This window comes from Alteromonas sp. KC3, from assembly GCF_016756315.1.
Lineage (GTDB): Bacteria > Pseudomonadota > Gammaproteobacteria > Enterobacterales > Alteromonadaceae > Alteromonas.
Genome location: NZ_AP024235.1, coordinates 4,226,919 through 4,248,658, shown reverse-complemented (window position 1 = coordinate 4,248,658; position 21,740 = coordinate 4,226,919). Strand labels below are relative to the sequence as shown.

Here is a 21,740-nt window from a genome sequence, read left to right as displayed (position 1 = left end):
AGAATGCTATGAAAATAAAACACTTTGACTCAATTTCTTGCTTAATCGCCTGTGTCACTATCTTGCTGGGACTGGCTTTGACCACGGCAACGCGAGCGGCTGAACCTGCACTCAATACACCTGCAACTGACTTTACGCTAAAAGGTAGAGACGGTGCCAATCATCGCTTAAGTGAAGAGGTGGGCAATATCGTTATAGTGAACTTCTGGGCGTCGTGGTGTGGCCCTTGTCGCGAGGAACTGCCCGCTTTTGAGTCACTGTATCAGGAATATGCCGATTTGGGCGTTACCGTGCTTGGTGTCAATGTTGATGACGATTCAAGTAAAGCTAATGTGCTGCTAAAAGATATAGAAGTGTCATTTCCAGTGCTTTACGACCCAGAGGGTGAAGTAAGCCAGCTATACGATGTTTCAGCGATGCCTACCACTGTTATGATCGATAGAGATGGCAATACGCGACTTATTCACAAAGGCTACAAGTCTGGCGATGAGAAGCACTACGAAAAAGCCATCAAGTCATTGTTGAGAGAATAGCAATGAAGAAGCCCATTCAGATGAGCGCCTTAGCGCTGTGTAGCACACTACTGAGCACCGGTTGCGTAAGCACACTGGAACACTTATCTGACATAGAGCCGTGGGTAAAACCTTACGAGCGAAGTCATCTTGCTGACCCTATCATGAGTGTCAACCGAAACCCTATTGCGACTGCCTACATCAAGCACGTATTTGAAGCACGTGAAGGCGCGCGAGGCGCTGATGGTGGCGCAGGAGGCGGTTGTGGCTGCAACTAACGCTAAAATATGGCAGCGAATGCTTGCGCTGCCTGTGCTGTTTGTAAGTTTAGTGACTACCTGTGCATATTCGGCAGTGCTACCTCAAGACCGCTCTGATGCGATGTATCACAGTTATTCAGGTGATGGTGTAACGATTGATGGTCCTTCGGTACTGTTGCGCAAAAAAATTGGCAACAAAGTGTCGCTGTCGGCTAACTATTACGTTGATACGATTTCTGGCGCCTCAATTGATGTACGCGCACAAGCCAGTGAATATCGCGAAGAGCGCACCGAAACCACAGTAGGTGCCGACTTCCTTCACAATAAAACCTTGATGAACGTCAGTTACACTAATTCCAGTGAAAATGATTTTGAAGCGAACTCCTACCATCTTAGTTTTAGTCAAGACTTCTTTGGCGACCTGACTACCTTAGCCTTAAGTTATTCTCGTGGTGAGGATGAAATTCGCCGCCGCGGAGATGAAAGTTTTTTGGAAGAAGCTACACGTCAAAAATTTGGGTTTGGTCTAACGCAAGTGGTAACCAAAAATCTAATTGTTGGCTTTAATGCTGAGAATATTTCAGATGAAGGTTACTTAAACAATCCTTATCGCGCTATTCGCTACATTGATTCAGACAGTGCCAGAGGCTTTTCATTTACCACCGAAGTGTATCCCAATACACGGGTCAGCAACGCTTTTTCATTAAATGGCAATTACTATTTGCCGTACCGCGCCAGTATTTATGGTGATGTGCGTTATTACTCAGACACGTGGGGCGTTAGCGCAACCAACGTTAAGCTAGGTTATGTACATACGTTTGGCAAAGCGTGGATCGTTGATGCTCATGTGCGTTTGTACCAGCAAGATCAAGCCGATTTTTATCAAGACATCTTTAATCGTGCAGACGAATTTACCTTCATGGCAAGAGACAAAGAGCTCTCAACCTATTCAGGCGTTGCAGCAGGTGTCGGGGTGACCTATGAATGGGCATTCTCATCAGACAGCTATGTGGAAAAAAGCACATTCAACCTTGAATACGACTACATGCAGTTCGACTACGACAATTTCCGCGACGCAACAGCGGGTGGTGAAGTGGGTGAAGAAGCCTTGTTCGGCTTTTCTGCCAACGTGATACGCGCTTATGTGTCAATTTGGTATTAGGGAGGGAGCGAAAATGTTCCACAAAGCCAAAACCAAGCCTTCTAAACCCTCAATTTTCGCACGAATAGGTGCGGGGCACTGCGCAATGATAGCTGCACTTGTGATAGCCATTTTTCTTAACCTTGCTTCATTTGCAGCGAAAGCAGAAAGTGTATCGGTAAATAACGATCAACACGTTCCACTAAATACGCAAATCGAAGACCTCAAAAAAGCCCTGATTAATCTCAATCGAGATTTGTTCATTCTTGAGGAAGACCTACTGTTTCCGTCAAGTACACAAGTTGCGGTGTACTTGTCGCTTGATGTGGGTGTGTACTTTCAGCTTGATGCGGTAGAGCTTGTTATTGACGACGAGACTGCCACACATTATCTGTATACCGAGCGTCAGGTAAATGCCTTAAAACGCGGTGGTGTGCAGCGTTTGTATATGGGCAATGTCAATCAAGGTGCCCACCAACTTACGGCCTTTTTTATCGGTATTGGACCTGAAAATCGACCGTACAAGCGAGCAGTCACTTTGGCATTTGAAAAAGATGATGATGCCCAGGCTGTAGAGCTCAAAATTACTGATTCAAGTGCCAAACACCAGCCCGAATTCACTGCTACTGTCCTTTAGGTTGCGCCGAGTATGAAGAAGCAGTTCACCCATTTAACCACAGCCTCGGTGATGTTACGTTTACGACAATGGCCTGCATTGTGTGCTTTGGTGTGCTCGCTTATGACATTACCCGCCTACAGTGCGGATGAATACGCATCGTCTAATGAGGACCCGCTAAGCGAGCAAGCGCTAAAAAAGCGACATGATGTAGCATTGGGTGAAGTGGTGTACTCGCTTTACGTTGATGACGCGCTTACCACGCTCAGTAAAATGGCGATGGTGGAAAAAAGAGCCGAAAACAGTGTTGTGCAAAACAATCCAGCAGCGACACACGCTAATATGTTAAGTCTACTAAAGGGCGGTGTTGCACTGGGTTTTGGCATGCCCCATCTCGCACAGCAAAAGCTCTCTTCACAAGCGCAATCGTTACAAGACGGGCAGCGTCCTTTGGCGTGGTATTGGCTTGCCCGACTTAATTTTTCTCAAGCACTTGGCTCTAATGGTTCATCTAACGGCTTGCAAGCTGGGCTAGATGCTTACAATGCGTTTGTTTCAAGCCTTGAAGCATCGGATAGCGAGCTTGATGAATTGCTGACACCAGCCCAGTGGTACGAATTAAATTATGAGGCTGCGCAGGCGTCTATGGCACTCACTAAAGGAGCCTTGTCTACCGACAATACAGCCAATGCTGCACACCCAGGTATTGAACGTTTTATTGCAGTTTTACCTGAAAGCCATATCGCGCGGCAGTACCTGGGTTATAACGAGGCGGTGAGTGCTTTTGAGCGCGGCGATTACGCATTGGCAGATCAGCGCTTTAAGCAGTTGGCCTATGCGTTATCAATGGAACTTGAACGCGAGATAAGCGCTAGCGGTTGGTTTTCATGGTTAAATTGGTGGCAAGATAAGCGTGATGAGAGTGTGACAAAACACGAGACTCACGCGTTACTTAATGAAGTACTACTGGCGCGCGGTCAAACCTTATTGATGCTCGGTGAGCAAGAACAAGCACTCGGTGTGTTTGACGCTATCGACACTGACATATATGCCAATGACGTGCGCGCTCAACATACCGACATTGCCCAAAACACAGTATCAGAAACAGGTAGCGCTCAATCGCTTATTCGCGATGAGGCATTACTGCACTATGGGTGGGGTTTGGCGCAATCTGGCGACTGGCCCTTGGCCATGGGCGTGTGGAGCTTCCTGTCTGAGCAAGACAACAATCTTTACACGCTGCAAGCAACGCATGCGCTGGCATATGGTTATGCCCAGCAAGGTGGTGAGGTGCAAGCTTACGCTACATTGCAATTACTCCTTGCCAAGTTAACGGTTGTTATTGATGAATTAGAACTACTTTCAAGGCAGATTGAACAAGAACGATATTGGCAGAGCGTGGCATTGGGCGTGAATACGTTACAGATAGACCAAGCTGAAACGATGCGTACAAGCAATCAAGCTCCTCGACATCAAGTTAATGGCGTATCTACACACGGGGCATCTGTTACAACACCTTGGCAATCACTTTGGCCTGCGTCACACAAAGATTTATTGATGGACCTAATTACCGAAACAGCCACTAATGCAGGTAATCAAGGGCAAGACCAGCTAGAAAATTTAACGTCTTTGTATCACATTCAGCGTCAACTGCTAGCGCAGCGAAACCTAACTACAACGTTTGATGTGTTACTTGATGAGCGAGAGCAAACTCACAAAGCGCGCGTTGCCAATCATCAATCTCAGCAGTCTGAGGAACAACTGAAACAGGCACAAGCGGTGTTTATATCGTTAGAGCAGCGCATTGCTCTTGCCGAGCAACACACGAATCTGCCTGTGGGTGAGAACACAAATGACATGTGGCTGGCGGGGTTAGCGACTTTCGCTAACGCAGAGCAATTAGCATGGCTTAACCGGTTATCAAATGCAGAGCAACGCCTAGCGCGGGTGTCAAAAGAGCGCACTGTGCGTCCGGCCTACGGTGAACGTCTAGCGCGTATAAAAGGCGTACTGGCATGGCAGCTTTCTGAGCAATACCCTAAAGCGCGTTGGCAACACAAAAAGGCCTTGGATGAAGTGGCCGAGCGTTTATATGATGCAAAGCGTGCACAGCTTAACTTCTCTACTTTACTGGCCACACCCAACATTACCGATGCACAGCGCGCTAACGTTCAATCGCTGCAAGCGCGTATTGACACTCACTTAGAAACAACATCGCAGCTTATTATGAATGTTGAGGTTTCCCTTACCGATAAGGCGTTAGCCGCAATTGAGGCGCGCAAAGCGTATTTAGCTGAGCAGTATGCGCTAAGCCAGCTTGCTATGGTGCAGCTGCGAGATAGCGATAGCAACGCGCCGATTGTTGGTGAGAACGAGGAGAATAGAAGTGAATAGTCCTGTTCATCGCCTGTTGTCTATGGCTGTTGCCAGTGTGCTAATCACGGGCTGTGCGTATACCTCTTTGACTGACAAAAACCAACAAGCCAAAGGCGCTCAAAACGCCTTAGTCACGTCTTTGGGTATAAAACGCATTGTGGTAGAAAAAACGCAACTTGAACCCGCCGCATTAAGCGAAATTCGCGATGGTTATGCAGAGTTAGTAGGGCAGTTTTCAGAGAGAGGGCTTGCCCAGCAGCTTGAATTGCGACTAGCTGATGTGGAAATGCTATTGGCCGAAGAGCGCCAAGTATCTATTGATGCCAGCACTTCGGGGGGCACGTATCAACATGCGATAAGCGCATATCAAAACATCTTGGTTAAGTACCCCGATGAAGCGTCAAAAGAAGCCGTGCTTTATCAGTTATCGCGAGCCTATGACTTGCAGGGCGAACGCGAAGAAAGCGTGGCTGTGCTAAACGTGTTGCTAGAGCTTTTCCCCGCATCACAGCACGCGCCGGAAGCGTGGTTTAGGCAGGGTGAGGCCTTCTATGGTCAGGCAGAATATGCCAAAGCCGCCAATGCTTATGCACAAGTGCTCGCTAACAGTGAGAACAACAACTTTTATGCTATGGCGGCCTATATGCAAGGGTGGGCGTACTATAAATTGGAAGCCTACGATAAGGCACTAACTTCATTTGATAGCATGCTATTGGCAAGCTTTAGTGATGAAACGCTGCAGAAACAGGCGGTATCAACTTCCGTGTTACCTGCTCCCGTATTACCTGACATGGCACAGCTGCCTAAAGGTCAGCAAAAGCTAGTGAAAGACAGTTTACGCATGATGGCGACGCTGTTTTCTTATCGCGGTAACGGTGAAGCTATCGTCGATTTCTATAACGTACGGGGTAACCAACCTCATAGCTATTTGGTTTACAACGAACTTGCGCAGCAGCACTTAGATAATGATCGCTACCTGGATGCCGCCGAGGCATACCACGCTTTTGCAAGCCATTTTCCTGCACACCCTGAGGCAGTAGCATTTTATGTTAAACACATAGACGCCTTTATTCTGGGTGAATTCCCCAGTGAGGTACTAAGTGCAAAAGCAGGCTTTGTAGACACTTTTGGCGCCACAACTGGTCAGTATGCGACCTTGCCAGATTATGTACAGCAGGATGCAAGACCTTATCTTCATCAGTATTTAAGAGAATTAGCGCAAACACAGCACAGTTTTGCGCAGCAACTTACCACTCCCACAAAGCGACATACGCTTACACCAGCACTGCGCAGCCTTAATGAGGATGCATTACGCAAAGAGGCCAGTGCCGCCTACGCCAAAGCTCAAGGTTACTACCTTGCCTTTATTGATATGTTCCCTGACGATGAGCTTGTTGCGCAAATGCAATTCAATCTGGCAGAGAGTTACTTTGAGTCAGCGCAGTATGAAAACGCGATCACACATTATGAAGCGTTCGCGTACACATTCAGTGACCATGAGAAAGCCAGTGATGGTGCATACAGCGCGTTACTTGCATTTAAGGCACTTTCAGAAAAAACGCTTTCAGACGAAGTAGCGAATTCATCTTTGCAAGGGTTAAAAGCGAAGCAGCGACAAAGTCAGCAACGATTTATCGCAACGTTTAGTCGCGATAGCCGAGTAGTACCGGTAGTGCAAACGTTAATGCAAGAAACCTTTGATGAAGCGCAATTTGAACAAGCACTGTCCTATAGCGATTGGTTACTCAACCCTCCTAGTGGCACCACCGGCAGTGTTAATGAGCAAGTGCGCCTATCCGCATTCTTAGTGAAAGCCCATAGTTTATTTGGGTTGAAGCATTATGTTGAGGCAGAAACAGCCTATGCCATGTTGCTTGCCGATACCCAAAAATGGGGTATCGCTAAACAAGATGCGCTCACACAAACGCTGACTCGAAACTATGCTATTAGCATGTTCAAGCAGGCAGAAGCTGCTGTAGGGCAAGATGATTTATCTCAAGCAGTTACTCACTTAACCAGGCTAATGCGTAATACGCCGAATATCGATATTCGCGTTAATGCACAATATGATGCAGCCAGTTACTTGATGACGCTTGAACGCTTTGATGAAGCGCAAGCCTTACTTGAAGACTTCGAGCAACGTTTTCCTTTACACGAACTTACACCCACAATTGAAGGGAAGCGCTTGTTCGTGTACGAGAATACCGAGCAATGGCAAGCCGCTGCCAACGTGCTTTATAACCAATATGAGCGCAACAAAAGTACCGATGCAGGGCGAGAAGCCCTATTGCAGGCGGCAGAGTATTTTGAGTTGGCGGGTAATCGCGCGGCATCGCTACCCGCTTATAGAACCTACGCGCATGCTTACCCAGCACCTTTTGATACGGTGATGGAGGTGAGGTTTATTATGAGTGAGTTCTATAAACAAAGTGGGGAGGATGCCAAGCGCCGTTTTTGGCTTGATAAGCTCATAAAAGGGCATGATGGTGCTGGTGACAACGCAACACCGCGTTCTCAAACATTGGCCGCTATGTCTGCCATGGTGTTTGCCGAAGATGCGAAATACGTGTTTAACCGCATAAAGTTAACCCAGCCGCTTAAAGCCAGTTTGACGAAAAAACGAAAAGCGTTAACGCAAGCCGTAGAAGCACACAATAAAGTGCTGTCATACAAGGTAAGAGAATACGCAACAGTGGCAAATCATCAGTTAGGTGCGTTATACCGTCAACTTGCCAACGACTTAATGGCCTCACAACGCCCGAGCAACTTAAACGCGCTAGAACTAGAACAATATGAGTTGCTACTGGAAGAGCAAGCTTACCCTTTCGAGGAACAGGCTATGCAGGTATATGAAGTCAACGCTAAACGCAGTTGGGACGGGGTTTATGATGAATGGGTTAAGGCCAGTTTTGCTGAGCTCTCAGCGTTAATGCCAAACCGTTATCGCAAGACAGAAAAAGTGGAGGCGCTCAGTGTTGAAGCATATTAACCCCTTTTGTTGCCTTGTAGCGGTGGTGATTGGCTTAAGTTTGAGTGGCTGTACAAGCACACCTTCTGAAACTCAGGTGAATGAACATTATTCACTAGGTGAAACGAGTGCTGTAAACCAAGATGTGGCCAATAATACCGACAATACCGCCAGTGCGGTATCTCAAGATGCACATTTAGCACAGCAGTTACGTAGCTCTGAAAACTACTATACCGCGACCAAGCGTGTATTTTCTGAAGAAGAAGCGGCGCGTTTCAACCTTGCTCTTGTCCACTTTGGCGATGGAGAGTTTGACAAAGCTACACAGGTTGCCGAAGGACTTATTGAGGCTAATCCTACCGCGACGCCTTCACCTCAGCCTTCATCTTCACCATCTGCTGTGTGGGTATTACTTGGTGATATCGCACGCGCATTGGACGACAACAACTTGGCGATAGCACACTATACCCAAGCTGTTGACCGTAACCAATACAACTATTATGCACTAAACCGTCTTGGGACATTAGCGCGAGAAAATGGCGAATTTCAGCAGGCACAGCAGTACTACTTGAATGCGATTAAGGCCTGGCCAGGCTATCAAAATGCACATTATAACCTAGGTATCTTGCTTGATCTGTATGTGGGGGATAAGGTGTCTGCCCTTGAATATTACGGTAATTACTACGCATTGTTACGCTACCCTGACACCCAAGCCGACCAGCAGGTGGACATGCGTTTGGTTAAGCAAGTCGAGCGCTGGATAGCGGATGTTAACCGTCAAATTCCAGCCACGGCGAGAGGAAGCAGCGATGAATAAATATCAAAAGTTGGTTGCTTTGATGATGGTGCTTGCCACCGTTGGTCATGTTCCCCCAATGAAAGCACAAGAAGTGCAAAATGATGATGCGCCTTTACGGCTTGAGGCAACAATACGCGGTGACAAAGAGCAGCCTAGGGTATTAAGTATTGTACCTTGGCAGTTACCCGCTCATCGCAATATAGAAGGCACATTGTCTTGGAAGCCACAACAAGCTACTCCCTCACCCCTTGAAAGAACGCAGTTTTTACGCAAAATGGCGCTCTCTCAGCAATTTAGTAAGCAAGCGCTTACTAATCAAAAATAGAGCGCCGTAAGAACGCGTTAGGTATTAATTCTGCCAACGATGTGGTGACCTAGATAACCTATAGACCGCAAGAATGCGATACAACTAACACTATGTAGCGAACACTATTTTCGCTGTTAATTGTTAAAGAGGAAAAATCATGCAGGTCTTCGATGTTATAGTGCGTTTCTTTCAAGAAGGCGGTTCATTTATGTTCCCCATTGCGGTAGTTCTTGCCATGGGCGTAGCCATCGCAATAGAGCGGTATTTCTTCTTATCATCAGCGAAACGAACCAATAAGCGCGCCTTTGCTGAGTTAGAACCTTTATTACACCAACAAAAATACGATCAAATTCGCCGAATGGGCGAACAAGACAGTGCGCCGATTAGCCGCGTGATTGGCGCTGGTATTGCGCGACTTCAAGTGAGTCCACGTCGTGAAGATATTGAATATGCGATGGAAGAAGGGCTGATGGAAACGATTCCTCGCTTGGAAAAACGTACACCGTATTTAGGTACGCTGGCGAATATCTCAACATTGCTGGGCTTGCTAGGTACTATTATCGGTCTTATTGCTGCGTTCTCAGCGGTTGCCAACGCAGACCCTTCCGAAAAGGCGAGCCTACTTTCACAAAGTATTTCTGTTGCGATGAACACCACAGCATTTGGCCTTATTGCCGCAATTCCTTTACTGGGTTTTCATTCGGTATTGCAAACCAAAACGACAGAAATCGTGGATAGCATGGAAATGGCTGGGGTGAAGTGTCTGAATGCCCTAATGGCGAAAAGCTCGGTAGCGCCACGAAGCCGCCAATCTGACGAGTAATCGATTATGTTAGGCAGACGTAAACGCCTCGAAAAAGCGGATGCTGAACTGGATATCACTTCATTCTTAAACTTAATGATTGTTCTGGTTCCCGTGCTCTTAATGATGATGGTTTTCTCGCGTATTACGGTAGTTGAGCTAAAACTACCGGGCCTGAGCGCCCTTAGTGAGGGGGAAAGCATTGAGCAACAACACATTGAGCTGGTGGTAACTCCACAAGGCAGTGCGGTGTACTTTCCGTCAGGGTATCTAGTGTCGCAGTTACCAGTATTGGAAGATGCAAATACCGGTGAGATAGTGCAAGACTGGGATGGGTTGCAACAAGTTCTTAAGCAATTGAAGCAAACCTTACTGGCCAAGAATACACAAAAAGATGACATTGTATTGATGGTGTCAGATAACGTTGACTATCAAACCTTGATCACGCTGTTATCGCGCACACGCTCTTACAAAGACGTAGTAGCAGCTTCTGTGGTTGATGCTGCGCTCTTTCCCGAGGTGTCATTTGCAGAAGTACCTGAGCACATGGCACAAATTGACTGGTCGCAGGCTAAAAAGCCTGAATACAGTGCGACACAAGGGGAGACGCCATGAAGCAGTCAGTACGAGCTAAACGTATGGCGCGCAATCATAAGCGCAACTCAAAACAAACAAAGCTTAGCTTAGTGTCACTAATGGATATCTTCACAATTTTGGTGTTCTTTTTAATGCTAAATGCATCAGATGTGCAGGTGCTGGATAACCATAAATCGGTCACCTTACCAGAGTCAACATCCGACACGCCCGCGAAAGAAACCTTGTTAATACTTGTGAATAACGACGCTATTGTGCTGCAAGGGAAGAAAGTGACCGATGTAGACAGCGCACTTCAAGATAACCAAGATACAATTTCAGCACTGGCAAAAGAACTTGAGTATCACAACCAAAAACGTCAAAAACGTGCGGTGATGCAACACGCAGTAACAGCGCCGCAAAGCGATGCCGCAGGCCAAGCGATTACCATTATGGGTGACAGAACTGTGCCTTATGCAGTGCTTAAAAAGGTGATGTACACCTGTGCCGAAGCAGGTTATACCGATGTGTCATTAGCTGTTGAGCAACTACTTAGTAGCGAGGGTGAGGTATGAGCAGTAGCTACTATCAAACCCAATTACCTTGGGCATCAAGTGACAATGACAACAAAACGTTTTCACGCATTACCTATACATGTTTAGGTTTAACCCTAATGTTTGCGCTTGTTGTGCAGTGGGTACAATTGCCAGAGCAAACGCGTGAAGAAAAAGAATCGATTCCCCCGCAGTTGGCCAGAATTTTAAAGCCTGTTACACCACCCCCTCCACCGGTGGTAGAGCCGGAACCGATAGTAAAAGAGAAGCCGCCAGTCGTTGAAACGCCGCCAGAGCCCAAACCAGAACCTAAACCTGAACCCAAAAAGGTTAAGCCAGAACCCGCGCCACCATTGCCAAAAGTGACCCAAGAAGAAAAGGTCGCCCAAGCTCGTGAAAATGCTAAAAAGACCGGTTTGCTGGCCTTTGCGGATGACATTGCCAGCATGCGCAACGACATGAACGTTAATAATATGGCCAATACTCAAACCATTGAAGGGGCGGGTAAGCAAGAACAAACCTCGCGCAAACGGATTGGTCAAGATGTCGCAACCACCACAAGTGGTGGGCTGAAAAACGCAGAAATCAGCCAAAATATTGGAGCTCGTGGTGAATTAGCGGGCAGGAAAACCACCGAATTTTCTGCACCTGAAGAGGGCGCCGCGTCGCTTGCGAGCAAGCGTATAGTGCAAGAAAGCCAAATAGTGGGCGACCGTGATATAGAGCTCATCCGCAAGACACTAGATGCCAACAAAGGTGCCGTGTATTCATTGTATCGTCGTGCACTGCGTCAAGATCCTGCGCTTGAAGGTAAGGTAACAGTGAGCCTTACTATAGAGCCAGATGGTAGCTTGTCGGATGTCACGCTTATTAGCAGTGAACTCAACAATGATGCGCTTGAAAAGAAATTGTTGGCGCGTATTGGCATGATTAATTTTGGCGCGGCAAATGTTAAACAAACCAAGTTAGAATACGCATTTAACTTCTTACCTTATTAGCGTATTGCTGTATCACCAATAACCTCTACCTTTAAAAATGCCCTTGTAGTCTCATATCAAGGGCTTTTTTATTACTAGTTCTTGTTGGTCCTACGCCGATAAAAGTTGCTTTCACTATGTATTTTTGTGATATGTTATAAAGTAACTATTTTTGATGGATTTGGTGATAATGGCCAAGACTTACCGTTCATTACTTCAGAAGAAGCATTATATCTTCACACTTTGGTTTCTGTGCTTGGTTGCCTTAAACATGAATCAAAGTCTTGCATCGGACAGCGCTGCTGTATCCTATGAAGAAATAGACTGGGTAGCTTTGATGCCGGAAGATGACTTAAGCGCGTTGATGAACAGGCCTGAATTTCTCAATGATATTGCAGATGGTTCAGCGGAAGATTCTCTCGATAGTTTTGCGTCTCAGATGTTAGAAGATGAACAAGCACAGCGATATCAATCGGCATTAGTATCGACACGCGTTATTGATGCGTTCGACGGCAAGGCTATTCGCATTCCTGGGTTTATCGTTCCGCTTGAACAAAACTCGGAGCAGTTAGCCACCACGTTTTTTGTGGTTCCGTATTTTGGTGCGTGTTTACACATGCCTCCACCACCGCCAAATCAAATTCTGTTTGTTGAATTTGAAGAAGGCGTTGAAGTAGAGAATTTATACGATCCCTTCTGGTTTGAAGGCACCATAAAAATAGAAAATCACGAGAGTGCATTAGGCACGTCGGCATATTCGTTATTGTTAGATAACGTTATGTTATATGAGGAGTGATAAGACCATGTTTTTACCAACATTGAAAAAATCACTGGCCGTTACGCTAATGACGTTTACTTTTAGCAGTACTGCATGTGAGTTACATGCGGGTATGGATAGCATGGGGTTTGGTTTTCAACACCCATTGATGCAGCAGCATATGTCGCCAAAGCGCGAGGCAATCATCGGTCTTAGAATAGACCGCAAGCGCGAGATGGCAAAAGACGAGCAAGCAGCCGTTCCGCTTCGTTTTACCGTGCCACCTAACTACGAAAAAGTGAATGTGGATGTAACAACAAGTAGTGGTCTGTCGCTGCTTTCTGATGAACGCTTTAAAATAAATAAGGCGATGGGCAAGCAAGATATTAGTTTTGTTGCGTTAGAACCCGGTACACATGAGGTGGTATTGAAGGTATATGCGTTAAAAAGCAATGTCCCTGTTACCTATACACGCAAAATAAAAGTTGTCGTTAGCTAGGCACTATTAGTCCCAGTGAGTATGAACGTTTTTCGTAGTGGAGTATGGGGTATATCCATCGTCTTTTTTCTGGCGCTGGGAGTCGCAGTGGGGCTAGGGCTAACGGGCAAGTTTTCTGAAAAATTATGGGGTAAGTTTCCGGCGTTGTCTGCATTTTTTACCAGCAATGACAATGTGCTTTACAGCAAGACTGCTGATAGCTTTGATAGAAAAGCGTACCCTGATGTGAATTGGGATGCATTGCTGCCTGAGACTGAAAGAGGCTTGTTAGGGAACGGTGCTCAAGGACAAAACGACGAAACATCTACGCCACTTCACGAACAAATTTTCAATTCTATTCAGCGCACGTTTGATGATGACTACCAACGCGCGCTTGTTTCAACCAATATCGTTGCCGCACTCGATCAAAAACCAGTGACACTCAACGGCTTTATTGTTCCTGTAGAAGCGAACGCAGAGCGCCGGATAACCGCGTTTTTTGTGGTTCCCTACTTTGGAGCATGTATTCATTATCCTCCACCGCCTCCCAACCAAATTGTGTATATATCGCTAAAACCTGATAGTGATGGCGAAGCTGGACTTAGTCACGATTCAGTAGGTATAGGAAATATTGATATTCAAAAAGCCTATTCGTTTTCAGGAGTATTGCATGTTGGTATGTATGAAGATGTGCAAGGTACATCCGCCTATATAATGGATGTGGTTGAAATTGCGGAATATGTTGGTAGTGCGCAAGAAGGTGCGTTCCATAAAGAAAGCACCTTTACCAAGCCTGTGCGCTAAGCGCGTTGACTAAAACGTATTTCGAAAGTTACCAAGAACCATACATAGGATTGGGTAAGATAAACAGTGATATTCCCGTCTCAGTTGACAGTGCATTAACGTTAGCAGACTCTTGGGTAACACCAGCAAAGTCTTCAATGTTGTCACCTATTTGCATGATGATCGCATGTTGTTTCTGCCACCCACGGTTAGCGTCGTCGATGCTGCAAACTGCCTCACCATTGGTAAGCTGCTGTCTACGTAAGTCTTTGTCGTTCACAATGTCGGTTTGCCCCACAGCGTCCTTATCTCGCTGAAGTCTTCCCATCACACAGGTGTTTTGAGGCGTTAACGGTAGCGATTGCGCCAATAGGTTTTCCCATGTGTAGCGATCTAGGCTTTTGTCTCTATTAGTGATAAGTGCGACTTTGCCATTTCGTGCAATGACTTCTTTTAAAAACTCAGCCACACCAGGCACAAGCGTGGCTTCTTTGCGCTTTACCCACGCTTCCCAACTTGATGGCGAATAACCTAAACCTTGTGACTCTCGTTCACGCTGATACTGACTGTTGTCGAGTACCGTTTCATCCACATCCATTACCACTACATCTGTGGCATTAAATTGGGTTGGGAGTGCGTCAATAGCTTGTGCGTATACAAATTGACTTAACAATGGGTACTCTTTACTTTCTGTTTGATAAACCACAGCGGTGGAAAGAGAAGGGCTTTCTTTAGGGCCCTGTAGTGAAGTCGAAGTTGTGCTTGTACATGCAGCCATTGTCGCTGCAACGCCAGCTGCCACCATAGCGCGTACTAAATTTGAATGTGAAGATGTTAACGTCAACGTAGTTTCCTTAACTGAATTGATGAGTTGTCACTGCTGTATTAATGCTGTATCAAGCGAACTAGCGTGAATTAATCGCACCGCTTATCTCTGCAACAGCATCATGCGCATGTAGACTTTCTTGATGCTCTACTTTGACATGAAAGTAGGTGGCGTGAGAATACGTAGACAGCGCATCATGTAGTCGTCTTACCGCATCTTCCACAAACATTAGGTTTTGTGCATTTCGCCTAGCAAACTCTTGCTCATCTTCCCGTTTTACCGCTGTTTGTAGCGGTGTCGCTAACGTATTCTCAGCTAAGTCAATAATGTCAATAAAGTCTGGTACCGTGCTCTCCATCAAGTTTAGCGTAATATGTGCAAAAGAGCGCTGCGCATGCGCTGTGGCAATGCTCGCCTGTTTAGACGCAAGCCATTCGCTTACCACATTTGTATCAAGCGGTTTATTTTCAAACTGCGCCTGGAATGCTTCTGCTAGCGCTTGCCTCGATAGCGATGCCGAGCAAGGACAAGTACTTGAATAGGGAATACTAATACATAGCTGTGTTCGAATTTTTCCCTCGTCGTTTTTTAATGTAAGTGCTGCATCATAATGCTGATAGCCCGCAGTTTTACTGATAAGAGCTGGTCTTGATACGGTAAGTGTAAATTGCAAAGAGAGTGTCGCAGAAGTGCTTAGTCCTGCCTGAGACGATACTAATGCATCCATTAACTCACTCAGTTGTATGTTGCCAAGTACCTTATTACTTAGGTGTTCCTGCAGTAAATTGTACAATCGCGACATATGAATACCCTTAGCATGAGGGTCGTCAAGACTCACCGTTACATTCGCCTTCGCTGTACTGGCGATGACGGTGCCTTTGCTATCGTGAATGGTCAATGGAATTGCAATACCTTGCATACCCACTTCGTCGATACGAGGTCTAATGGTGTTTGAAGACTCGCGAGCGATATCGGGCAAGGAAGATGAAAAAGCATGATTCGACAAGACAATGTCCTTACTACAAAGAATAGATTAAAAATATATGCATGGAGCTAGACTGAGGTAAATGAGGCCTCTTGTGGAGTGCCTCTCTTGCTTAGACGAAGGTTGCCAATATGTGCAGCGACAACAAACAATGACCCTATAACAGTAACCACAGCTTCCCCGTTTTCACCGAGAACCTCATGGCCCAGTCCTAACATTTCAAGAACTAAGGGAGAGCTCAATACCATTAACCCAGTTAAGCCAAAACAGATTACCCACAACGTGCGATGATGCGTAAAGCCTATAAGCAAGGCGACAAAACCGACGGGGACAACAAAATACAGTAAGAGATGATGAAAGGATTCATCGGTCAGCAATGCTACGCCTGCCAGCGAAGGAATAGCAATGAGAAGTAAAGGAGTTAGCAGGCAGTGCACAACGCATAGGGAAGACAAGATCATCGCGAACTTATCTGAAAACGCTTGTGTCTTTGTCATTGCATTTCTCTGTGTAATTGATGTCATAAATAGTCCTGTAAACAAGAGGTTACTTAATCTCAAATGACGGTTCAGAGGCCTTGATGATAAAAGCCTGTTGATTGGTTTGTGTTATCCAAGTTGCTCTTAGCATGGATACGCTGGGCCAGAATTCAAAACCGCTTACTTCGACCTTGGAAATAGGTGACTCACACGCAAGCAAATAAGCAACGCGGAAATCTGAGTGCGTCGCGTGGTTATCTTCCTTTTTATGTTCATCGTGTTCCTCATGATGCCCGTGTTGGTTGTGTTCATTCGCTTCACGATGATCGGATTTATGCTCTGTGGCCTCTTGCCATGGCGATTCCAATGTGGTTTCAACAACAGAACAACTTGCATCAATACTGAAAATATCTTTAAAGTTTGAAAGCGTACTTTCGGCCTTTTTAAATTGGTGTCGTTCAGCTGTCGAATCAGGTTTATGTTCAAACCCCAGCACATCCGCGGCAGGAAGCTGTAAAACTAATTGCCAATCGCTGCCCGCTTGTAACACTTGTAGGGTGCCCTCACCGTGCGTATGAGGAGCGGCAGTGACGGCAAAAGTAGCCATAAGCGCGAGACTTCCCGCCACTTTAAGTAGCCCATTCTTTAAGGTATCTGACATAACAATCATCTTTATCTCTTGAATTATTGTTATACTATAACATATCATCCTCTGGTTTTTGTTACATTATCACATTTTAAAATTGAAAATCAGGGGTTATAAGAAATGAAACTCACTCGGGTGGCATTAGGACTCTCGCTGTTGATGCCGACGTCAATATTGGCTCAAACGCTTTCAGGCACTGTGACGAATGCGTCAGGTCAGCCTATTTCGGGCGCGGTTGTTGAAATTGAGTCGTTAAAACGCACGGCTAATACAAATGAAAAAGGTCAGTTTGTTTTTTCGGATATTAAGGAAGGGAGCTACGACCTCCATATTTTCTCTCCCGGCTTTGCGCATCTTCATAAGGACGCTACGGTCGCTACCAATCAATCTGAGAATGGTGTTTATGTATTGGCGAAAAGTGCTATCGAAGTTATCGATATCTATGCCACGCCGATGCACTTGTCTGTTATGGAGTCTGCGACACCAGTTAGTGTACTTTCAGGCGACAACCTTAGGCGCCAACAAGCAGCAACATTGGGCGATACGTTAGAGAAATTACCAGGCGTACAAACAAATTTTCATGGCAATGTTGCCAGTACACCGATTATTCGTGGGTTAAGTGGTCCTCGCGTGTTAATTACGCAAAATGGCTTAGATGTGAGTGATGTATCTCGCGTAGGTCCCGACCATGCTGTTGCAGGCGAAGCATCGAAAGCACAACAAATAGAAGTGCTTAGAGGCCCTGCAACCCTATTTTTTGGTAGTGGCGCTATAGGTGGTGTGGTTAACGTTGTTGATCAACGTGTACCTACATCTAATGATACCCGTGGTGAGTTTCTTGTTGAGACCCAGACTGTTAATGACCAAAGTCTAGCTACATTCAACGTTACAACTGGTATGGACAATGTGGCATTTTATGCAGATGGTTTCTATCGTGATTCTGATGATTATGAAACGCCATCTGCGCCAGATATCGACGATCCGGATGGCCCGAATGTGGTGGAAAACAGTGCAGAGGAATCGCATGGGTTCACTTTAGGGACAAGTTATCTATTTGACCAAGGGTATGTTGGCGTTGCTGTTGAGCAGTTTAATCGTGAGTATGGAATTCCTGGCCATAGTCATGGTGGCGTAGAATCTGTTTATGCCGACTTGGAGCAAACCCGTTATCAGCTTTTGGGTGAGTACAATTTCCAAGATAGCTTGCTTCAAAGCGTTCATTTTAGAGCGGGCTATACCGATTACGACCACGTAGAAATTGAAGGGAGTTTTGCTGGTACTCAGTTTAGCAATGAAACTGAAGAAGTACGTGTTGAATTGCTTCATAAACCAATAGCGGGTTGGCGCGGCGGTTTAAGCGTGCACTATAAAGGCAGCGATGTCTTTGCCGAGGGTGAAGAAGCCTTTACACCACCTTCAGAAATGGAAATGTTTGCTTTGGCGCTAATGGAAGAACGCCACTTTGGTAACTGGCTCGTCCAGTTGGGTGGACGTGTTGAACGCGTAACGCTAGATGCCGCGAGTGTGCTTTTGCCGGATATTGATGCACACGAGCATGATGATGATCACGACCACGGCGACGAGCATGACCACGGCGATGAGCACGATCACGGCGACGAACATGACCATGACGATGAACACGATCATGGTTCTAGCGAACTTATTCGTCAGTTCGATGTGGCACAAGAGTTTACACCTGTCTCTCTCTCAGCAGGTGCGGTATATACGATTAACGACGAATACAATGTTGGTATTTCATTGTCTCGCTCACAGCGCGCGCCTTCTGCTTCTGAATTACTCTCTTTTGGCCCCCACATCGGAACGCGGACTTATGAAGTTGGTGCACTATTCGATTTAACCAGTGACGATGAATTTATTCTTGCGCAAACGCCAATTGACCTAGAAACGGCCAATAACGTTGACTTGACGTTTAGAAAAACACAGGGCGACGTTGGGTTTGTGTTCAATATTTTCTACAACCAAGTAGACAACTACTACTATCAAGAAGGTACAGGGCTTTTTGCTGAAAGCGGCCACGACCATGATCATGGCGACGAACACGCCCACGAGGAAGAGCACGCTCACGATGATGAGCATGATCACAGCGACGAATTGCCTGTGTATTTGTTCCGCTCAGCGGATGCCATTCTTCATGGTTTCGAGTTGCAAGTTGCGTGGCAAGCAACGGATGCACTTAAAGTGGACATGTTTGCCGATTACGTAAAAGCGCGCTTAAAAGATGGCGGAGACCTACCGCGCACATCACCCATGCGTGTAGGTACACACCTTCAATATTCATTGGACCGTTTGCGTGCTGACCTAGACATTACGCATTTTGCCAAACAAGACAATATCTCTTCTTTTGAGACCGAAACAGATGGTTACACGCTAGTTGATGCCTCTATCACCTACGATATTCCTCTTGGAGACATCGATTTATCCGTATATCTGAGCGGTGAAAACTTAACTGACGAAGAAGCTCGCGTTCACACCTCTTTCTTGAAAGATATTGCACCGCGCCCGGGAAGAAACTTTGCGCTAGGTGTACGCGGGTTTTTCTAAAAAAAGACTAAGAAAAAACAGAATTCTAAAAGGACATAACACATGAAAAACAGTTTGATGCTCACGGCTATCGCAAGCGCACTTATTTTGGCAGGTTGCGGCGATGCAGAAACCAACATTGTAGAACTACCTCCCATTGAAGTACCTGATGATCATGATCACGACGACCATGACCATGATGATTTTGAAATTGAAAGCGAAGGTCGTTTAGTGGTTGCGGATGCAGACTCTAACACGCTGACTGTGGTTGATTTAGACGATAGCAGTGTACTTGATACGTTCACCTCAACTTTTGAGGGCAGTAGCTTAAGTGCGTCAGCAGGATATCGCTTTGCAGTGATTAACTCGCGCAGTAATGGACTTACCGAATTCCTAGACGGTGGACTGTGGCGAGAAGACCACGTTGAGCACCTACACGACTATAAAGAAGCGCCTGAGATGTCTGACTTTAACCTTGAAGGCAGTAAGCCTACTCACGTTGTTGCACATGATGGGCAGCTAGCCGTATTTTATGACGGTGACGCCGAAACCAGCATGCCAGCAGGTGTGAAAGTGGTTACAGATATGCAAATTGCTAGCGAAACTGACGATGTTCCTTCGCTTGATTTCACAGTGAATATGCATGGCGTTGCTGAGCCGCGTGGTAACATGTTGATAAGCTCGGTACGTCGCGATGATGCTGTAAGCGTATCGTCTAACCCAATTTTGCCAGACAGTGTTGCGGTTTTTCATTACCACGATGGTGAATACGAGGAAGAACAACGCTTTGATGGGGAATGTGCTGACTTGCATGGCGCAGCACAAAACGAACTTGCTGTCGCGTTTGGGTGCAGCAATGGCGTATTAGTGTTAAACGAGAACGATGAAGTATTTACCAGCACGTTTGTTGAAAACATCGATAGCCTAAATGGTCTTCGCATTGGCAACTTGTATGGGCACGAGCACGCTGACGCATTTATTGGTGTTGCATCACAACACGGTGGCGGCAGTGCCATTCTTGCTAATGTTTCACCAGTTACAAGCTCTATGGAAGTGATTGATTGGATGCCGGAAGCTGACGCACATGCGGTGTCGTATGGGTTTACCCACGAAGGTGAATACTTCGCTATCCTTGATGATAAAGGCTATGTGACGTTGCTTGAAGCACACGAAGAAGAGGGTGATACCCACTGGGAGTTTGCTCACAAAATTGATGTGGCAAGTGCAAATGCTGAAAGCCTAGAAGACGATCAATCATTCAGCATGACAGCATCTCAAGTAGAGGATATGTTGTTTGTGGTTGATCCGGTTGCGCAGGCCATTTGGGCTGTTGACCTTGAAGATGAATCGGCAACGCCACTGCTATCATTAGACTTCGTTCCAAGTGGAGCAGTGTGGTTAGGTATTGCTGAGTCACACGACCACGACTAACCTAATAAAAGAGCAGGCATAGCCTGCTCTTTTACAATTGCGCTAGTGGTTGCATCCCATGGCGCTTGCATCTTATGGCAAAGGTATAAACTCGCGGTCGTCCCCCGGTATCGTCGGAAACTGCCCATTTGCCCAGCGTTGCTCAGCCTCGGCAATCTTTTCTTTCGAATAGGCCAAGAAATTCCATTTTAAAATAGGTTGTTTTGCCAGCTTTTGGCCACCTAACAAAAAGTAGCGACTGTTCTCTATCGTTACAATCTCACTTTCATCATCAAGCAATACAAATGAACCCGCTTCAAATGTGCTTTCGCCTATTTTTACGCGCCCCGAAATGACATAACAGGCTGTTTGCGAGTCGCCACAAGGCCGCTCAATAGTAGCGCCTGCCTCGGTGATAACGTCCAAATAGAACATAGATGAATAGGTTTTTACTGGCGAGGTGTAGCCATACGCTTCACCTGCTATCAATCGCATAAGCACCTTTTCTCTATGAATATAGGGCAGCTGAGCCTTGTTTACATGAATAAAGCTGGGCTCCATATCTGCCTTTTCTTCAGGGAGTGCTATCCAGCACTGAAGCCCGTTTAATACGTGGTCGCTACCACGAGTTTCAATGGTTTCACGTTCAGAATGCACAATGCCTTTGCCCGCGGTCATCCAGTTCACATCGCCCGGCTGAATTTCTTGAATAGTACCCAAGCTGTCACGGTGCAGCATACTGCCTTCCATCAGATAACTAATGGTAGCAAGTCCAATGTGTGGGTGAGGTCTAACGTTGATGCCAGAGCCTGCGGGAAAGTGCGCTAGGCCCATATGATCAACAAATACAAACGGGCCTATACTTCTTGCCTCAACGTGCGGGATTATTCGGCTTACCGAGAAACCACCCAAATCTTTCTTGTGAGATGAAAGTTGTTTTGCCATGTTAT

22 protein-coding genes are annotated in these 21,740 nt (G+C 46.2%); 17 read left to right on the top strand and 5 right to left on the bottom strand.

Annotated elements, in window-relative coordinates; all coding sequences use genetic code 11:
• The first annotated feature begins 8 nt into the window (after positions 1-8).
• The 15 genes from JN178_RS18735 to JN178_RS18665 all read left to right on the top strand — a co-directional run bounded on the left by JN178_RS18735 (position 9) and on the right by JN178_RS18665 (position 13,924).
• Positions 9-533 (top strand): TlpA disulfide reductase family protein, encoded by a 525-nt coding sequence (locus tag JN178_RS18735; RefSeq protein WP_202262815.1) that lies wholly within the window; start codon positions 9-11, stop codon positions 531-533.
• A 2-nt stretch (positions 534-535) separates the two neighbouring features.
• Positions 536-790, top strand: a complete 255-nt coding sequence (locus tag JN178_RS18730; RefSeq protein WP_202262814.1) for a DUF4266 domain-containing protein — start codon at positions 536-538, stop codon at positions 788-790.
• Positions 777-1,934: a DUF3570 domain-containing protein gene (locus JN178_RS18725; protein ID WP_232369621.1), complete on the top strand. Its 1,158-nt coding sequence runs from the start codon at positions 777-779 to the stop codon at positions 1,932-1,934. The genes JN178_RS18730 and JN178_RS18725 overlap by 14 nt, the downstream gene beginning before the upstream one ends.
• Positions 1,935-1,947: 13 nt before the next feature.
• Positions 1,948-2,550 (top strand): hypothetical protein, encoded by a 603-nt coding sequence (locus JN178_RS18720; RefSeq protein ID WP_232369620.1) that lies wholly within the window; start codon positions 1,948-1,950, stop codon positions 2,548-2,550.
• Positions 2,551-2,562: 12 nt separating this feature from the next.
• Positions 2,563-4,923 carry a hypothetical protein gene (locus JN178_RS18715; RefSeq protein WP_202262813.1) on the top strand — a complete coding sequence of 787 codons (2,361 nt, stop codon included), beginning with the start codon at positions 2,563-2,565 and terminating at the stop codon, positions 4,921-4,923.
• Complete coding sequence (locus JN178_RS18710) at positions 4,916-7,894, top strand: tetratricopeptide repeat protein (protein ID WP_202262812.1); 2,979 nt, start codon at positions 4,916-4,918, stop codon at positions 7,892-7,894. The genes JN178_RS18715 and JN178_RS18710 overlap by 8 nt, the downstream gene beginning before the upstream one ends.
• Entirely contained in the window at positions 7,878-8,690 is an 813-nt protein-coding gene (locus tag JN178_RS18705) for a tetratricopeptide repeat protein (RefSeq protein WP_202262811.1), read from the top strand. Before JN178_RS18710 ends, JN178_RS18705 begins: the two co-directional genes overlap by 17 nt.
• Positions 8,683-8,997 carry a hypothetical protein gene (locus JN178_RS18700; protein ID WP_202266151.1) on the top strand — a complete coding sequence of 105 codons (315 nt, stop codon included), beginning with the start codon at positions 8,683-8,685 and terminating at the stop codon, positions 8,995-8,997. Before JN178_RS18705 ends, JN178_RS18700 begins: the two co-directional genes overlap by 8 nt.
• Before the next feature lie 139 nt (positions 8,998-9,136).
• A complete protein-coding gene (locus JN178_RS18695; RefSeq protein WP_202262810.1) occupies positions 9,137-9,802 on the top strand; it encodes a MotA/TolQ/ExbB proton channel family protein in 666 nt (221 codons plus the stop codon).
• Positions 9,803-9,808: 6 nt separating this feature from the next.
• The gene (locus JN178_RS18690; protein WP_202262809.1) at positions 9,809-10,396 is read left to right on the top strand and encodes an ExbD/TolR family protein; all 588 of its coding nucleotides are present in this window, start codon (positions 9,809-9,811) and stop codon (positions 10,394-10,396) included.
• Positions 10,393-10,929 carry an ExbD/TolR family protein gene (locus JN178_RS18685; RefSeq protein ID WP_202262808.1) on the top strand — a complete coding sequence of 179 codons (537 nt, stop codon included), beginning with the start codon at positions 10,393-10,395 and terminating at the stop codon, positions 10,927-10,929. Before JN178_RS18690 ends, JN178_RS18685 begins: the two co-directional genes overlap by 4 nt.
• Complete coding sequence (locus tag JN178_RS18680) at positions 10,926-11,906, top strand: AgmX/PglI C-terminal domain-containing protein (RefSeq protein WP_202262807.1); 981 nt, start codon at positions 10,926-10,928, stop codon at positions 11,904-11,906. Before JN178_RS18685 ends, JN178_RS18680 begins: the two co-directional genes overlap by 4 nt.
• Before the next feature lie 250 nt (positions 11,907-12,156).
• Positions 12,157-12,681, top strand: a complete 525-nt coding sequence (locus JN178_RS18675) for a DUF3299 domain-containing protein (protein ID WP_202262806.1) — start codon at positions 12,157-12,159, stop codon at positions 12,679-12,681.
• Positions 12,682-12,688: 7 nt separating this feature from the next.
• Positions 12,689-13,141: a hypothetical protein gene (locus tag JN178_RS18670; protein ID WP_232369619.1), complete on the top strand. Its 453-nt coding sequence runs from the start codon at positions 12,689-12,691 to the stop codon at positions 13,139-13,141.
• A 21-nt stretch (positions 13,142-13,162) separates the two neighbouring features.
• Positions 13,163-13,924, top strand: coding sequence for a DUF3299 domain-containing protein (locus JN178_RS18665; RefSeq protein ID WP_202262805.1), 762 nt, complete (start codon positions 13,163-13,165; stop codon positions 13,922-13,924).
• 28 nt (positions 13,925-13,952) lie between these two features.
• Here JN178_RS18665 and JN178_RS18660 read toward each other — a convergent pair whose 3' ends face one another.
• The 4 genes from JN178_RS18660 to JN178_RS18645 all read right to left on the bottom strand — a co-directional run bounded on the left by JN178_RS18660 (position 13,953) and on the right by JN178_RS18645 (position 16,854).
• Positions 13,953-14,747: an HAD family acid phosphatase gene (locus JN178_RS18660; protein ID WP_232369618.1), complete on the bottom strand. Its 795-nt coding sequence runs from the start codon at positions 14,745-14,747 to the stop codon at positions 13,953-13,955.
• A 61-nt stretch (positions 14,748-14,808) separates the two neighbouring features.
• Entirely contained in the window at positions 14,809-15,735 is a 927-nt protein-coding gene (gene folE2, locus JN178_RS18655) for a GTP cyclohydrolase FolE2 (protein WP_232369617.1), read from the bottom strand.
• A 47-nt stretch (positions 15,736-15,782) separates the two neighbouring features.
• Positions 15,783-16,238, bottom strand: a complete 456-nt coding sequence (locus JN178_RS18650) for a MerC domain-containing protein (protein WP_232369616.1) — start codon at positions 16,236-16,238, stop codon at positions 15,783-15,785.
• 22 nt (positions 16,239-16,260) lie between these two features.
• On the bottom strand, positions 16,261-16,854 hold the full coding sequence (locus JN178_RS18645; RefSeq protein ID WP_202262804.1) for a ZrgA family zinc uptake protein: 594 nt from the start codon (positions 16,852-16,854) through the stop codon (positions 16,261-16,263).
• A gap of 105 nt (positions 16,855-16,959) precedes the next feature.
• Between JN178_RS18645 and JN178_RS18640 the strand changes: the two genes are divergently transcribed.
• A complete protein-coding gene (locus tag JN178_RS18640) occupies positions 16,960-19,401 on the top strand; it encodes a TonB-dependent receptor (protein ID WP_202262803.1) in 2,442 nt (813 codons plus the stop codon).
• 42 nt (positions 19,402-19,443) lie between these two features.
• Positions 19,444-20,811 carry a 5-methyltetrahydrofolate--homocysteine methyltransferase gene (locus JN178_RS18635; protein WP_202262802.1) on the top strand — a complete coding sequence of 456 codons (1,368 nt, stop codon included), beginning with the start codon at positions 19,444-19,446 and terminating at the stop codon, positions 20,809-20,811.
• A 72-nt stretch (positions 20,812-20,883) separates the two neighbouring features.
• Here JN178_RS18635 and JN178_RS18630 read toward each other — a convergent pair whose 3' ends face one another.
• A complete protein-coding gene (locus JN178_RS18630) occupies positions 20,884-21,735 on the bottom strand; it encodes a pirin family protein (protein WP_202262801.1) in 852 nt (283 codons plus the stop codon).
• Positions 21,736-21,740 lie beyond the last annotated feature (5 nt).

Bases quoted from the DNA above. Each gene is read 5' to 3' on its own strand.
- JN178_RS18735 (WP_202262815.1), top strand. From the start codon at position 9: ATGAAAATAAAACACTTTGACTCAATTTCTTGCTTAATCGCCTGTGTC.
- JN178_RS18730 (WP_202262814.1), top strand. From the start codon at position 536: ATGAAGAAGCCCATTCAGATGAGCGCCTTAGCGCTGTGTAGCACACTA.
- JN178_RS18720 (WP_232369620.1), top strand. From the start codon at position 1,948: ATGTTCCACAAAGCCAAAACCAAGCCTTCTAAACCCTCAATTTTCGCA.
- JN178_RS18715 (WP_202262813.1), top strand. From the start codon at position 2,563: ATGAAGAAGCAGTTCACCCATTTAACCACAGCCTCGGTGATGTTACGT.
- JN178_RS18700 (WP_202266151.1), top strand. From the start codon at position 8,683: ATGAATAAATATCAAAAGTTGGTTGCTTTGATGATGGTGCTTGCCACC.
- JN178_RS18695 (WP_202262810.1), top strand. From the start codon at position 9,137: ATGCAGGTCTTCGATGTTATAGTGCGTTTCTTTCAAGAAGGCGGTTCA.
- JN178_RS18690 (WP_202262809.1), top strand. From the start codon at position 9,809: ATGTTAGGCAGACGTAAACGCCTCGAAAAAGCGGATGCTGAACTGGAT.
- JN178_RS18685 (WP_202262808.1), top strand. From the start codon at position 10,393: ATGAAGCAGTCAGTACGAGCTAAACGTATGGCGCGCAATCATAAGCGC.
- JN178_RS18680 (WP_202262807.1), top strand. From the start codon at position 10,926: ATGAGCAGTAGCTACTATCAAACCCAATTACCTTGGGCATCAAGTGAC.
- JN178_RS18675 (WP_202262806.1), top strand. From the start codon at position 12,157: ATGAATCAAAGTCTTGCATCGGACAGCGCTGCTGTATCCTATGAAGAA.
- JN178_RS18670 (WP_232369619.1), top strand. From the start codon at position 12,689: ATGTTTTTACCAACATTGAAAAAATCACTGGCCGTTACGCTAATGACG.
- JN178_RS18665 (WP_202262805.1), top strand. From the start codon at position 13,163: ATGAACGTTTTTCGTAGTGGAGTATGGGGTATATCCATCGTCTTTTTT.
- JN178_RS18650 (WP_232369616.1), bottom strand. From the start codon at position 16,238: ATGACATCAATTACACAGAGAAATGCAATGACAAAGACACAAGCGTTT.
- JN178_RS18645 (WP_202262804.1), bottom strand. From the start codon at position 16,854: ATGTCAGATACCTTAAAGAATGGGCTACTTAAAGTGGCGGGAAGTCTC.
- JN178_RS18640 (WP_202262803.1), top strand. From the start codon at position 16,960: ATGAAACTCACTCGGGTGGCATTAGGACTCTCGCTGTTGATGCCGACG.
- JN178_RS18635 (WP_202262802.1), top strand. From the start codon at position 19,444: ATGAAAAACAGTTTGATGCTCACGGCTATCGCAAGCGCACTTATTTTG.
- JN178_RS18630 (WP_202262801.1), bottom strand. From the start codon at position 21,735: ATGGCAAAACAACTTTCATCTCACAAGAAAGATTTGGGTGGTTTCTCG.